This is a genomic window from Paraburkholderia lycopersici, assembly GCF_900096975.1.
GTDB classification, from domain to species: Bacteria; Pseudomonadota; Gammaproteobacteria; order Burkholderiales; family Burkholderiaceae; genus Paraburkholderia; species Paraburkholderia lycopersici.
Genome location: NZ_FMYQ01000022.1, coordinates 23303 through 35873, shown reverse-complemented (window position 1 = coordinate 35873; position 12571 = coordinate 23303). Strand labels below are relative to the sequence as shown.

Annotated in this window: 12 protein-coding genes and 1 pseudogene; 9 read left to right on the top strand and 4 right to left on the bottom strand. The window is 62.5% G+C overall.

Annotation, left to right across the window (positions count from 1 at the left end; genetic code table 11):
* Positions 1-16 precede the first annotated feature (16 nt).
* Positions 17-652: a response regulator transcription factor gene (locus BLU17_RS21795; RefSeq protein ID WP_092001117.1), complete on the bottom strand. Its 636-nt coding sequence runs from the start codon at positions 650-652 to the stop codon at positions 17-19.
* A 319-nt stretch (positions 653-971) separates the two neighbouring features.
* On the opposite strand from BLU17_RS21795, the gene hpaC (BLU17_RS21790) reads away from it, so the two are divergent.
* A complete protein-coding gene (hpaC, locus tag BLU17_RS21790; RefSeq protein ID WP_092001114.1) occupies positions 972-1508 on the top strand; it encodes a 4-hydroxyphenylacetate 3-monooxygenase, reductase component in 537 nt (178 codons plus the stop codon).
* Between the two features lie 22 nt (positions 1509-1530).
* On the opposite strand, the gene BLU17_RS33265 is transcribed toward hpaC (BLU17_RS21790), so the two are convergent.
* Positions 1531-1695, bottom strand: coding sequence for a hypothetical protein (locus BLU17_RS33265; protein ID WP_176929162.1), 165 nt, complete (start codon positions 1693-1695; stop codon positions 1531-1533).
* A 211-nt stretch (positions 1696-1906) separates the two neighbouring features.
* Here BLU17_RS33265 and BLU17_RS21785 point away from each other — a divergent pair, with 211 nt between their 5' ends.
* The 6 genes from BLU17_RS21785 to BLU17_RS21760 all read left to right on the top strand — a co-directional run bounded on the left by BLU17_RS21785 (position 1907) and on the right by BLU17_RS21760 (position 8243).
* Positions 1907-3307 carry an MFS transporter gene (locus BLU17_RS21785; protein ID WP_092001112.1) on the top strand — a complete coding sequence of 467 codons (1401 nt, stop codon included), beginning with the start codon at positions 1907-1909 and terminating at the stop codon, positions 3305-3307.
* Between the two features lie 16 nt (positions 3308-3323).
* The gene (locus tag BLU17_RS21780) at positions 3324-4541 is read left to right on the top strand and encodes an acyl-CoA dehydrogenase family protein (RefSeq protein ID WP_092001109.1); all 1218 of its coding nucleotides are present in this window, start codon (positions 3324-3326) and stop codon (positions 4539-4541) included.
* A 19-nt stretch (positions 4542-4560) separates the two neighbouring features.
* The gene (gene hpaC, locus BLU17_RS21775; protein ID WP_092001106.1) at positions 4561-5079 is read left to right on the top strand and encodes a 4-hydroxyphenylacetate 3-monooxygenase, reductase component; all 519 of its coding nucleotides are present in this window, start codon (positions 4561-4563) and stop codon (positions 5077-5079) included.
* A gap of 269 nt (positions 5080-5348) precedes the next feature.
* Positions 5349-5780, top strand: coding sequence for an ethyl tert-butyl ether degradation protein EthD (locus BLU17_RS34430; protein ID WP_342713846.1), 432 nt, complete (start codon positions 5349-5351; stop codon positions 5778-5780).
* 93 nt (positions 5781-5873) lie between these two features.
* On the top strand, positions 5874-6794 hold the full coding sequence (locus BLU17_RS21765) for a LysR family transcriptional regulator (RefSeq protein ID WP_092001344.1): 921 nt from the start codon (positions 5874-5876) through the stop codon (positions 6792-6794).
* 135 nt (positions 6795-6929) lie between these two features.
* Positions 6930-8243, top strand: a complete 1314-nt coding sequence (locus BLU17_RS21760; protein WP_092001100.1) for an MFS transporter — start codon at positions 6930-6932, stop codon at positions 8241-8243.
* 643 nt (positions 8244-8886) lie between these two features.
* On the opposite strand, the pseudogene BLU17_RS21755 reads toward BLU17_RS21760, so the two are convergent.
* Positions 8887-9207 (bottom strand): annotated as a pseudogene (locus BLU17_RS21755) (LysR family transcriptional regulator); the annotation flags it as partial.
* Between the two features lie 216 nt (positions 9208-9423).
* Here BLU17_RS21755 and BLU17_RS21750 point away from each other — a divergent pair.
* Entirely contained in the window at positions 9424-9711 is a 288-nt protein-coding gene (locus BLU17_RS21750) for a YciI family protein (protein ID WP_092001097.1), read from the top strand.
* Positions 9712-9759: 48 nt separating this feature from the next.
* On the opposite strand, the gene BLU17_RS21745 is transcribed toward BLU17_RS21750, so the two are convergent.
* Complete coding sequence (locus BLU17_RS21745; protein WP_092001092.1) at positions 9760-11013, bottom strand: MFS transporter; 1254 nt, start codon at positions 11011-11013, stop codon at positions 9760-9762.
* A 515-nt stretch (positions 11014-11528) separates the two neighbouring features.
* Here BLU17_RS21745 and BLU17_RS21735 point away from each other — a divergent pair.
* A complete protein-coding gene (locus BLU17_RS21735) occupies positions 11529-12410 on the top strand; it encodes a pirin family protein (RefSeq protein WP_092001085.1) in 882 nt (293 codons plus the stop codon).
* Positions 12411-12571: the final 161 nt, after the last annotated feature.

Below are 12571 nucleotides of genomic sequence, written 5' to 3'. Positions count from 1 at the left end.
CTGGACGCACACCGACTCACGGCGTGTGCGTCTGCGCGTCCTGATTCCACACCGCCATCACATCGCGCACGAGCGTCGCAATCGACGCCACGCCGAGTTTTTCCTTGATGCTCGCGCGATGCACGTCCACCGTCTTCACGCTGATGTCGAGTTCCGCCGCGATACGCTTGCTGCCCTTGCCGTCGATCACGCCGCGCAGCACTTCGCGCTCGCGCCCCGTGAGTGATTCCAGACGCTTGCGCAAATCGCGCAGTTTCTGGTCGACCGCGTGACGTTGCGTGGCGAGTTTCATCGCGCGTTGCACGCGATCGAGCATCTGCTGGGAGTTGTACGGCTTTTCGACGAAGTCGATCGCACCGTTTTGCAGCGCGCGCACGGACATCGGAATGTCGCCATGACCGCTCACAAAAATAATGGGCAACGTCGCCCCACGACGGTTCAACTCGGTCTGCACGTCGAAACCGCCGGTCTCCGGCATGCGCACATCGAGCACCAGACACGCAGGGATGTCCGGATCGAACGCGCGCAGAAAATCGGCTGCGTTAGCGAACCCTTCCGACTTCACGCCGACCGACTCCAGCAGCCATGCGAGCGAAGTGCGCATGCCGTTGTCGTCGTCGACGATGTAAATGACCGGAGCAGGTAAAGTCATCTGCTCTCTCCGCTGTTGTTCATCGGTTCATTGCCGAGCGCTGCGAGACGTGCCCTCTGCCGCCTCGTTTCGATCTTGCGCTCCTGCAGTTGCGTTTCTCATCATAACCAGTCAAAAAAGCCTTGAAAATGCGCACTACCCCGTAATTCCCTCAGGCTATTCCAAACTGTGCGCCGTGTTCAACGCAATACCTGGTGAAAGCTTTAGACGACTCGGTAACGACGCCAGCGCATGGGCGATTGACGACAGTTTTCTTCGCCCGGCGCTTGCCGTACGCTGTGAATCACAAGCTCAATCATTGCGCGGAAAATCACACATCATGTCCGACACCTCCAGCACGAACACGCTCCCCGCGAGCGACGCCCGCAAGGACTTTCGCCAGGCCATGGCGCACCTCTGTGCGGCCGTCAATGTCATCACGACTGCCGGTCCGTTCGGCCGCTGCGGCATCACCGCAAGTGCCGTCTGTTCCGTCACGGACACACCGCCCACGCTGCTCGTTTGCCTGAACCGTTCGAGCGCGATGCACGCGGCCTTCGCAGGCAATGGCCGCGTGTGCGTGAACGTGCTGCCCGGGGAGCACGAGCTGCTGGCGAAGCATTTCGCGGGCCTCACGCAACTGCCCATGGACGCGCGCTTCGACCTGCCGTTCTGGGACGAAGGCAAGCATGGCGTGCCCGTGCTGCGCGATGCGCTCGCGAGCTTGCAGGGCGAAATCGTCGAGCTCAAGGACGTCGGGTCTCACTCGGTCATGTTCGTCAAGGCGACCCATATCCGTCTGCGCAGCGATGGCGACGGGCTCGTCTACTTCGACCGCAATTTTCATCGGCTTGCGCGGCCGTGCGCCGTGGCGTAGCACCGGCACCCTGGTAAAACCTTTAGATCGACGAGGAAACCTGCGAGCCCCTTGCCTCGTCGTCATGCAGTCCTTCCAGTTGCGCGCCGGGAACGACGCACCAGCATTCGGGCAGGCGCATCAGCACGTCGGGTACGTCTGATGAATGGCCAGCAAAGCGACGAAACGCGCGTGTCAAATCAGCCATAAATACCCTCCCTCATCCATGAAATGGATTTCATGTTGATTCGAGAAACGTGCTCGACAAACATGAAGCGCGTTCATAGCCCCCATTTTTGGCTCGAATTTGACCGCTGATTGCGTCGCTCCTATCGTTCGGCCATGTAACCCGATGCGATCGCCCGCGCCGTCTGCAATTGCCGCTGCGCGGAACTTCAATCTCGTGCACACCATCCGCCATGATTCCAGACGCCGTCAGTTCCAACCTGAGTGCTCCCCTCGCCTCGCACCGCACAGCGCGTCCGGCGCGTGCAGTCCGTAGGGCTGTCACCACGGCCGTACTCGGCCAGATACTCGAGTGGTACGACTTTTTTCTCTATGGAACGGCTGCTGCGCTGGTATTCGGCAAGCTTTTCTTTCCGGTAGGCAGCGACCCGCTGACGGGCACTATCGCGGCATTCGGCGGTTTCACCGTCGGCTTTATCGCGAGGCCGATCGGCGGTGTGCTCTGCGGACATCTGGGCGATCGCTACGGCCGCAAACGAGTCATGATGCTTACGCTCATGACGATGGGCACGGCCACCATGCTGATGGGCGTCCTGCCTACGTATCACCAGATCGGCATTGCGGCTCCCGTGCTGCTCGTGATGCTGCGCATACTCCAGGGATTGGCTGCGGGCGGCGAATGGAGCGGCAGCATCCTGCTCATCCATGAAAGCGCTCCGCCCTCCAGGCGCGGCGCACTGGCTGCCTGGAGCCCGTGCGGCGCGGCGCTCGGCTTCGTGCTCTCGACCGCCGCATTTCTGCTTGCCCAAAACCTCTCGGCCGCCGACTTCCAGAACTGGGGATGGCGCGTGCCCTTCCTCGGCAGTGCCGCACTCGTCGTACTCGGCTTGTGGATGCGACGCTCGGTCAGCGAGAGCGCCGAATTCGCGGAAGCGAAGGCCGCGCGGCACGAAAGCCGCATGCCTGTCATCGACGTCTTGCGCCAGTGTCCGCGTCAAGTGCTGACGGTTTTCGGCCTGCGCTTCGGCGAAGGTGGCGCATCGTACATCTTCTTCGCGTTCTCGATCGCTTATGGCCAGTTTCTAGGCGTGAAATCGTCGTGGATACTCGGTGGCCTCACACTCTCGATGCTGCTCATGATTCCGGTATCGCTGCTCGTCGGACACATTACCGACAAGGTGGGGCGCAAGCCGGTCTATCTGCTCGGCGCCATCGCAATGGTCCTCGTTGCATGGCCGTACTTCGCACTACTCGGCTCGGGCGAGTACTGGAAGGTCATCGCCGCGCTCCTGCTCGCAAACAGCCTGACGCTCGGCATTCTCGAAGGCGCGCAGCCAGCCTTCATCAGCGAGTTGTTGCCCGTGCATCTGCGCTTCTCGGGGCTAGGGATTGGGCGGGAAATATCCTCGGTGCTGGGCGGCGGCCTTTCGCCCATGATCGCCACGGGCCTGCTCGCCTACTACCGCAGCGCTGTGCCTGTCGCACTGTACCTTGGCGCCCTCGGATTGGTCACGGTCATCGCGACCTGCTTTGCACCAGAAACCTTTCCCAAAGCCATGCGCGAAAAGTCTCGTCAGGAATCCGAATCAGGTAATTCGGACCGAACCAGCGACACACGCACTGTTCCAAATTGACCAAGGGGTATCCCATATGCACGCCTTGAACACCGTTAGCTCCGATGCCGGTTCCTCCAGTTTGCACATCGCCGCCCCGCAAGACGATTATCCGGAGTACGCTGGTCCGCTTTCGCTCGACGCCCTGATCGAGGAAGTCAAGCGGCGGCGCGACGACTTCGATGCACTCTCGCACGTCCCGCGCGACATGGTAGGGAAATTGAAGCGTGCCGGCATCTTTCGAGCGGGCACGCCACGCCGTTTCGGCGGCGACGCGCTGCCACCCCACCAGTTCCTGGCAATGCTCGAACGCATCGCCGCTGCCGACGGCTCGACCGCATGGGTCGCCGCGTTCGGCTCGGCGAATACGTACCTCGCCTCCCTGCCCGTGGAAACCCAGGCAAAACTCTATGCAACCGGACCGGATCAGGTTTTTGCCGGTGGCCTCTATCCGCTGCAAAAAGGCACACGTGTGCCCGGCGGCTTCATGGTCAGCGGCCAATGGCGGTTCGCGAGCGGCTGCAAAGGCGCGGACTGGATTGGCGTTGGCATTGGCGGAGCACCAGGCAATACCGGCGATCCGAATGCGGGCAAGCCGTTCACAGCCGTATTTCCTTCCAGCGAAGTCGAAATTGTCGATAACTGGAACGTCGTGGGCATGCAAGGTACCGGGAGCCACGATTTGCGCCTGAAAGACAAGTTCGTCGGCGAGCAATGGACCTTCGTGCGAGGCGGCGCAGCCACGATCGACGAGCCGCTCTATCGCTATCCGACCGTCGCCTATCAGGCGCAGGTGCACGCCGCCGTGAACATCGGCCTCGCGCGGGCTGCGCTCGATCTGCTCGCCGGCATGTCGGGGGTAACGCAAACCACGACAGGTGCGCCGCGCCTCGCCGACCGGGCCTATTACCGCTCGGGTCTTGCGCAAGCCGAGGCCCAATTGCGCAGCGCCCGCGCGTTCTTCTTCGAATCCGCGGAAGCGGCGTGGCAAACCATCCTTGCGGGCGACGCCGTCTCACCTGCCGAGGCCAACATCCTGCGCCTGAGCGCGACGCATGCGGCCCATACCTGCGCAGAAGTCGTGATGGCGGCATACAAAATGGCCGGCATCGGCGCGATATATCGCGAGAGCCGCTTGCAGCGCCTCGTGCGCGACTCGATCGTCGTGACACAACACGCGTTTCTCGGCGAAGGGACCTACGACGCATCCGGGGCGCTGTTCGTGGGCATCGCGCCCGTGACGCCCTATCCCTGATCGAAGAGGGTCGACCACCATGAATCAGGAAGATGCGCGGCTGCAGTTTCGCAATGCGATGGCCTCCCTTGCGGCGGCCGTCAACGTAATCACGACCGACGGTCCGCACGGGCGCTGCGGCATTACCGCGAGCGCGGTCTGTTCCGTGACGGACACACCGCCGACCATGCTCGTCTGCATCAATCAATCGAGCTACGTGCATGACATCCTGCATGGCAACGAGCAGGTGTGCATCAACGTGCTGGGCGCGCGCGGCCAGGAACTGGCGCGCCTCTTCGCGGGCATGACCGGCTGTTCAATGGAGGAGCGCTTCGCACAATGCGCGTGGCAATCGGGTCGGCTTGCCGTTCCGGTGCTCGACGACGCCATCGCGAGCCTGGAAGGTACCGTCTGCGAAAGCAAGACCGTGGGCTCGCACTCGGTGATCTTCGTTCGTATCGAGCATATTGCCTGGCACGAAGAGGGAGAAGGTCTCATTTATTTTGGGCGGCAGTTCCACCGGCTTGCGCGAGCGGCCGCTACGTGCGTGGCGGAGTGAGCATGCCAGTCTGCCTATTTCTTAGTGGGGCATGCGGCGCCGAGCCGCCTGTCGATGTCCATGCATTGCAACGCGAGGCCAGGGAGATCGATGGCCTTTACGCGCTGTTAACGCATTTGCCAATCACGAAAGCAGTTGATCCACGCATCGCCCCGGACCCGCAGGCGCCCTCATGCATACTGCAATGGTATTTCAACGACCTTGCAACGCTCGAAGCCGCGCTCGTAGCAGACGGTGCAATTGATCGCGCGTTGCGAGGCGCGGCGCTCATGATGGATGCACACGCGTTCTCGCAGCAGACCATGGCCGTGCGAACGTTCGCGCCGCCGCAACCCGCCGCCGTGCACAACGGCATGGAACGCTGCAGCTACATGGTCGGCTATGAGGGGCCCGCCGATGACTTCAACGCGTGGCTCACGCATTATCTGACGCACCATCCGCCATTGATGCTGCAGTTGCCGGCGTTGCGCGAACTGGAGATCTACACGCATGTCGAGAGCCGCAGCGCGCTGCCGTTCGCGCGCGCCGCGCTCATGCAGCGCAATAAAGTCGTATTCGACGACCCGGACGCACTCGCGCGAGCGCTCGCGTCGGCAGCTCGCGACGCGATGCGGCGCGATTTTCAGGCATTGCCGCCGTATAGCGGGGCGACCCCGCATTACCCAATGCGCAGCATTTACGGTAAATTCGCAGCACCGTAACCGGCTTACGCACCGTCGTCGAACCACAGGGGGCGTCACGCCGGCCCGATGCCACTGGCGCGCAGCACGCGCGCCTACCTCGAGACGCAGCGCATGAGTCAACCGAACCTCGCCGGCGTCGATCTGAACCTGTTGCGGGTATTCCTCGCCATCTGGGATTTGCGCAGCCTGACTGCAGCAGGAGAGCGGCTTGCACTCACGCAGTCTGCCGTCAGTCACGCACTGCGCCGGCTGCGCACGCTCTTTGACGACCCGCTTTTTGCGCGCACGCCGAACGGAATGGTGCCGACCGATGCCGCATTCCGCCTCTATCCGCCCCTCGCGCAAGCGTTTGCAATGATCAACGAGGCCGTCCAGCAGCTCGCAAGCTTCGAACCCTCCACGGCGCAGCGCGTTTTCCGCATTTCGATGTCGGACATGTCGGAGTTCTACTTTCTGCCGCCGCTGCTCGCCAGGCTAGACCGCGAAACGCGCGGCATTCGGATCGAAGTGACCAATTTGCCAGTCGAATCGGTGAGCGTGGCCATGCGTGCCGGCGAAATCGATCTCGCGTTGGGCTACGTGCCGGGGCTCGATGGCAATTGCACGACACAGACGCTCTTCGTCGATGAGCATGTCTGTGTCGTACGCGCGGGGCATCCCCTACGAAAGACGAAGCCCACGCGCGAGGACCTGATGGGCTTGCGCTACATTTACGCGAGCACCAATGCAACCGGCCATCGCATGGTCGAACAATGGCTCGACGAGCTGAATTTCAAGCGTTCCGTGGTGCTCAGGCTTCCGCATTTCGTCGTCGCGCCGGAGATCGTCATGAACACGGATCTCGCGGTCATCTTTCCGAAGAGCATTGCGCAGCGATTCAACAGGGGCAAGGCTTTCCGCATTCTGCCGCTGCCGTTCACGCTGCCCCCCATCGAAATCCAGGTGCATTCGCACGCACAATTCGCCTCCGATCCGGGAATCGCGTGGCTGCGCGAGACCATCTATGACATGTTCCGTCGGCCCGAAGCCTGACATATATCCGTCGTGCTGATGACAGCACCCGATTTCGGTTGATTTGACCCACGATACCTGTGCATGGACACTGGCTGCCATAACGTCACCGCCCTTTCGTGGACGCGTGCACTGGATTCTTCAACGCGAGTACCTATGGCGTCCGTACATTCCCCGGCCTGCGCGACACATACGAGCGCAAATTCGGACCGTTCCCTCAATCGCATCGTGATCGCGTCCGTTGCAGGCAACGCGATGGAATGGTACGACTTCTTCGTCTACAGCACGGCCGCTGCGCTCGTATTCGGACAACTGTTCTTCCCGCCTGACGCCGACCCGCTCGTTGGTACGCTGGGTGCGTTCGCGGCGTTCGCTGTCGGCTTCGTCGCACGTCCGCTAGGCGGCATCGTCTTCGGGCATATCGGCGATCGCTACGGACGCCGTGCGTCACTGGTCTGGACGCTGTTGATCATGGGCGTCGCGACCTTCGGCATCGGGCTTCTGCCAAGCTATGGCCAGGTCGGCATGTGGGCGCCCGCTGCGCTTGTCGTTCTGCGCGTTTTTCAGGGGATTGCGTCGGGCGGCGAATGGGGCGGCGGCGTCCTCATGATCAGCGAAAGCGCACCACCCGAGAAGCGCGGCTACTATGCGGCATGGAGCCAGTTGGGCGTGGGCGCGGGCTTTGTGCTCTCGTCCGCGGCGTTTCTTGCAGTCCAGGCGTTGCCCCGGGAACAATTCGTCACGTGGGGATGGCGTCTGCCATTCCTCGCGAGCGTCGTCATCTTCGTGCTCGGCGTTTATATCCGCCGCCGTTTGCCTGAAAGCCGCGATTTCGCGTCTGCCGAACAAGCGGGCAAAACCTCGCACACGCCGGTTCTCGAAGTGATCCGGCGCCACCCGAAAGAAATCCTCATGGCGATGGGCCTGCGTGTGGCAGAGAACGGAGGCGCCTACATTTTCCTCGCGTTTTCGCTCGTCTACGGCAAGTTCGCGGGCATTCCGAGTTCGACGATGCTCACTGGCGTCATGCTCGCCATGATTATCGAAATGGGGGCGATGCTCGCATGGGGCAGACTTTCCGATCGTATCGGACGCAAACCCGTGTACATGATCGGCGCGCTTTCGCTCGTCGCGATGGCCTTCCCTTTCTTCTGGCTGCTCAACACGCACTCCACTCCTCTCATCTGGTTAGCGCTCATTGCAGGCACTGCGATTTGCCACGGCGCGATGATCGGCACGCTCCCCGCGCTCGTCGGCGAACTCTTCAGCACTGAGGTGCGCTATTCGGGCGTTGCACTGGGCCACGAAGTGGCGTCGATTTTCGCGGGAGGGCTCTCTCCGCTGATCGCCATTGCACTCCTCTCCCGCTTTCATGCTTACTGGCCAGTGTCGCTGTTTCTCGCCGCGCTCGGTGTCGTCACGGCTGTAACGTTGAAATTCACGCACGAGACGCGGCGGCAGATTGACTGACCGGGGAGCCGAGGTTCGCAACACGTACTACCGGTAACGGCGTGAGGCCTGCGATGCCACGCAAGGCAACGCTGCCCTCGCCTGCCAGCCGCAGTGGCCGGCTGCTTTCACGACCGCAAAGTTGGCTCTACCGGTGTATGTCGCAAAACGTCTACCGCAAGGCCAGCAGGCAAGCCTGAATCGTCCGTTTTCGTTGCAAGGTTGCCTTAGAATTACCAGCGTTACCGGAGCTTAAAGCTTTTCGAGAAATCAAGATTTAATACATCCATTGAGATAAGTTTTCTTATCGTAATGGACTTATTTATCATGAAAACTCAAGCGCATAAAAAAGCTCAAGCCGCTGGATCGCTCTCTTGCGAGAGCCTGACAAACCCGTTTTCACTTCCCGGTGCAACTGGCGGCGCTATGGCTCAAGAAGGCGCAGCAGCCTCAACTCCTCGAAATCGAGCTCGGCTTCGATACGGTGGAGGACGGAATCGTCGATACGACCGGCCTCCTTGAGCTTCAGCAGTTCCTGGCGCGACACGCTCACCATGTCGAGTTCCAGCTGCAACTGCCGCGCCCGGGCGTTCACCTGCTCGACGCCTTCGCGATGCGCTCTTTCGTTGTTGCTGACGCGCACCCTGTATTCGTCCATGAGCCTGTCGAGCGCAAGGTCTTCCCCGGGGAGCATCTGGACGCGCAGGCGCCCCGTCGGGGTGGCCCGAAGCTCGCGCATCTGGTCGGTCAGTTCGTTGACGCGGCCAACCACGTCCGCGCATTCGCGATAGAACGCCTCCCCGACTTCGGATAACCGGACATGGCGCGTGCTGCGATGAAACAGGGGAGCATTGACAAATTTCTCCAGTTGCTGAATGCGGTTCGTCACCACCGAACTGGTCACACCAAGCTGCCTGGCCGCTTCGGCGAAGCTGCTCGCCTCCGCGACCCTCACGAATGCCTCGATGCTCAGAAACCGGTCCATACCGCGCCTTTGTCGTCAGCGAAAGCGCCAGTGTATAGGGAGCCGGCGACTCGCTGCGTCATACCGGGGGCGTCTCTCTGTCACCGGATCGATGTCAATCCCGCATGCGACCGCCATACGATCGCCAAAGAACGTTTGCTTGCGGATTACCTCGCGTGCCCCGACGCTGGGCAACAGCACCCTGCTCCCGATACGGCACTTCCTGCGAGGACGCTCATGTTCTACGTCATTCACGCGTTCGACAAAACTGGCCATGCTCACACGCGGCTCGCCCACTATGCGGACCATAAGGCGTACTTATCCGGCGCCAGCATCAAAACGCTCATTTCGGGGCCCTTGCTCGACGACGACGGAGAAACGATGATCGGCTCGTTCTTCCTGGTCGAGGCCGATAGCAAGGACGACGTCGTCGCATTCAACGAGCGGGACCCGTTCGCGAAGATCGGGCTGTGGCAAAGCGTGAGCATCCATGCCTTCAACAAACGGGTCGATAACCGCGACTAGTTCCGCGGCCGGTTGGGCTCGCGGCCCCCCGGCGCGAACCCGACCGCCTTACCGCGGCTGCTCGCCTGCCGCCAGTTCGGCGTGCACGGGCCGACGGCGCAGCAGGACGGCCGGTGCGGTCTCCCTTAGCAGCATGCTGACGACGATGCCCAGCATCACGGCGATCATCGGCAGCCAGAGAATGTTCTGAATCCCGAAGTGCGTGGCGACGTAGCCGCCGAGGGCCGGCGCGATGCCGCCGCCGAAAATCTCGCCCGCGCCCACCACCACGCCAATGGAAGTCGACACGAGTCCCACGGGAGCCGCCTCGGTCGCAACGGGGCCGGAGAGCAACGAGACGAGCCCGAGCGTGAAGAACGAGGCGACGAACAGAACCGCGAACAGCGCGAGCGGCTGCGGCCCGAGACCGCGAAAAACGTAGAGCAACACCGCGGTGCCCGCAAAGCCCGCGATGCTCGCTACGCGGCGCCCGACGAGGTCGGACAGCCCCGGCAAGCCAAACTGCCCGAGAAACCCGCCAAACCCGATTGCAGAGACGACAAGGCCCATCTTTTGAGTGTCCAGCGACAGGTAGCCCGTGAGATACAGCGGGAGCAGCGCGCCGAGCACGAACACGCCGGTCATCGCGCAGCACAGCGCACCCATCGCGACGACGATGTTCCGGCTCTTCAGCACGCGGCCGAGCGACGCCGGGGTGTGCTCCGTGGCGACTTTCGGCGCGACCCGCGGCTCGCGAATGACATGCAGCATGACCAGGCCGAGTATCAGCCCGGGAACGGCAACGAGCCCGAACACCCACCGCCACGTGACGAAGCTGAGCAACTGCGTGGCGATGATCGGCGAAAGCGCGAGCCCGAACAGCGCGAAGCCGCTTTGCTGAAGCCCGAGGTTCAGGCCGCGCCGGCGCGGATGCGAGGCGTCTGCCGTAGCCGCGAAGCTCGTGGGACAGAAGGAGCCTTCGGCTACGCCCATGAGACCGCGGATGGCGATCAGGCTGAAGAGCCCGCCCGCGAGTCCCGAAAAACCGGAGAGGAGCGAGAAAGCGACGATGGCGGGGATGAGCACCTTCCGGCGCCCGACCTTGTCCGAGATGCCGCCCATCAGCGCGGCAAAGACGCCCCACGAAAGGCCGAGCACGCCAATGCAGTTTCCGACGTCCTGTGCGCTCAGGTTCAGGTCTTTCATGATGGATGGAAAAAGCGGCGCGATCAGCCAGCGGTCGAGGCCCACGAGGCCGAAGCCAAGCGCCAGCAGCGTCACCGCTTTCCATTCGTAGGAGGTGTCCCACTCGTTTGCATTCATTTCCGTCTCCGTGGACGCGGGCTCGCCTGCGCGTGCCGGAAGCGGCAACGCACGGCCCAACGCCAATGTCTTTGTATGCGACCTCGGTCGCGAAGGATGGTCGGCCTGCTATTCGGTGCGCGGCATGTCGAACTCGCCGGGCCGACGCTACAAAGATAGTTGCAAGGTCCGCCACTCCGGTATCGGCGAACGCGCGAACGCGTCATTCGCGAAACGCGAATAATCGCCGCCGACGCGTAACGAGCATGTGCCGGAAAGCGCTGCGCGGCAGGAAAGCCAAGACAATCGCATATCTGGCGACGTCCCCGGGGGAATCCCTCGTAGACACGAGAGATGCGCAGCGGCGGTCCACTCGCCGGAAGCCATTTGCGAGCTTTGCGCTCGTTGCCAAACATGGCGACAATGCCAGGTGAAGCGGCCGGTGACGCGTCGCCGGTTCACCGCCTGTAAGGGCATGATGCCGGGACGGCGGACAGCGCGCCCAACATAACCCGTGCAAGGAGCATCAGCGCATCATGTCCGACACCATCAAGGTCATCCTGTCGCCGCGCGGGAGCGACATCGGCAATCTCATCGTTCGCCGCATCCTTCCGCAACGCGCTGCACGCCTTGTCGGGCCATTCATCTTCTTCGACCACATGGGCCCCGCTACCTTCGCCCCCGGTAAAGGCCTCGATGTCAAACCCCATCCTCACATCGGGCTCGCAACGGTGACGTACCTCTTCGAAGGCGCGATCACGCATCGTGACAGCCTCGGTTCCCTGCGGGACATCCTGCCGGGCGACATCAACTGGATGACCGCAGGCACGGGAATCGCGCATTCGGAACGCACGCCCGATGCTGCGCGCGCCAGCGGTCATGTCGTCAACGGCATCCAGACGTGGGTTGCGCTCCCGGTCGAGCACGAAGACGCCGAGCCGTCGTTTTCGCATCATCCGGCGGCGACGCTGCCCGCTTTTGAGCGAGATGGCGTGCGCGTGCGTGTGCTGGTCGGAACCGCCTTCGGGATGACGTCGCCGGTCGAAACATTCTCGCCGACCCTGTTCGCCGCGGCCGAATTCGATGCGGGCGGCGCGCTCGGCGTCGACGACGAACACGAGGAGCGCGCGGTCTACCTTGTCGACGGCGATCTGACAATCGATGGAGAAGCGTTGCAGGTTTCGACGATGGCCGTGCTGACGCCCGGCGCCGAGGTCAAGCTGGAGAGCGCGCGCGGCGCGCGCGCGATGCTGCTCGGCGGTGCGCACCTGCCTGGCTTGCGATACATCGAATGGAATTTCGTGTCGAGTTCGCAGGAAAAGATCGAGGCCGCAAAGAAGGCATGGACCGGGCAAACCTTCCCGAAAGTCCCGGACGAAACGGAGTGGACGCCTCTACCCGTTCGGGAACCGCGATAAAGCCGATTTCTCCGAAGTCGGTGCCCGGCTTCCGGTGTCTGATGCCTACAGGTGCGGGAACCGGAACCCGGCGTTCGGCATGAAAAAGGGGCAAGCGCTGCTTGCCCCTCCATAGCGCTTGCCCGGCGAGGTCCGGCCTCGCCGGTGCGTCCTCGTTCTAG

Bases quoted from the DNA above. Each gene is read 5' to 3' on its own strand.
- BLU17_RS34430 (WP_342713846.1), top strand. From the start codon at position 5,349: ATGATGGATGCACACGCGTTCTCGCAGCAGACCATGGCCGTGCGAACG.
- BLU17_RS21760 (WP_092001100.1), top strand. From the start codon at position 6,930: ATGGCGTCCGTACATTCCCCGGCCTGCGCGACACATACGAGCGCAAAT.
- BLU17_RS33265 (WP_176929162.1), bottom strand. From the start codon at position 1,695: ATGGCTGATTTGACACGCGCGTTTCGTCGCTTTGCTGGCCATTCATCA.
- BLU17_RS21780 (WP_092001109.1), top strand. From the start codon at position 3,324: ATGCACGCCTTGAACACCGTTAGCTCCGATGCCGGTTCCTCCAGTTTG.
- BLU17_RS21745 (WP_092001092.1), bottom strand. From the start codon at position 11,013: ATGAATGCAAACGAGTGGGACACCTCCTACGAATGGAAAGCGGTGACG.
- BLU17_RS21735 (WP_092001085.1), top strand. From the start codon at position 11,529: ATGTCCGACACCATCAAGGTCATCCTGTCGCCGCGCGGGAGCGACATC.
- hpaC (WP_092001114.1), top strand. From the start codon at position 972: ATGTCCGACACCTCCAGCACGAACACGCTCCCCGCGAGCGACGCCCGC.
- BLU17_RS21795 (WP_092001117.1), bottom strand. From the start codon at position 652: ATGACTTTACCTGCTCCGGTCATTTACATCGTCGACGACGACAACGGC.
- BLU17_RS21765 (WP_092001344.1), top strand. From the start codon at position 5,874: ATGAGTCAACCGAACCTCGCCGGCGTCGATCTGAACCTGTTGCGGGTA.
- hpaC (WP_092001106.1), top strand. From the start codon at position 4,561: ATGAATCAGGAAGATGCGCGGCTGCAGTTTCGCAATGCGATGGCCTCC.
- BLU17_RS21750 (WP_092001097.1), top strand. From the start codon at position 9,424: ATGTTCTACGTCATTCACGCGTTCGACAAAACTGGCCATGCTCACACG.
- BLU17_RS21785 (WP_092001112.1), top strand. From the start codon at position 1,907: ATGATTCCAGACGCCGTCAGTTCCAACCTGAGTGCTCCCCTCGCCTCG.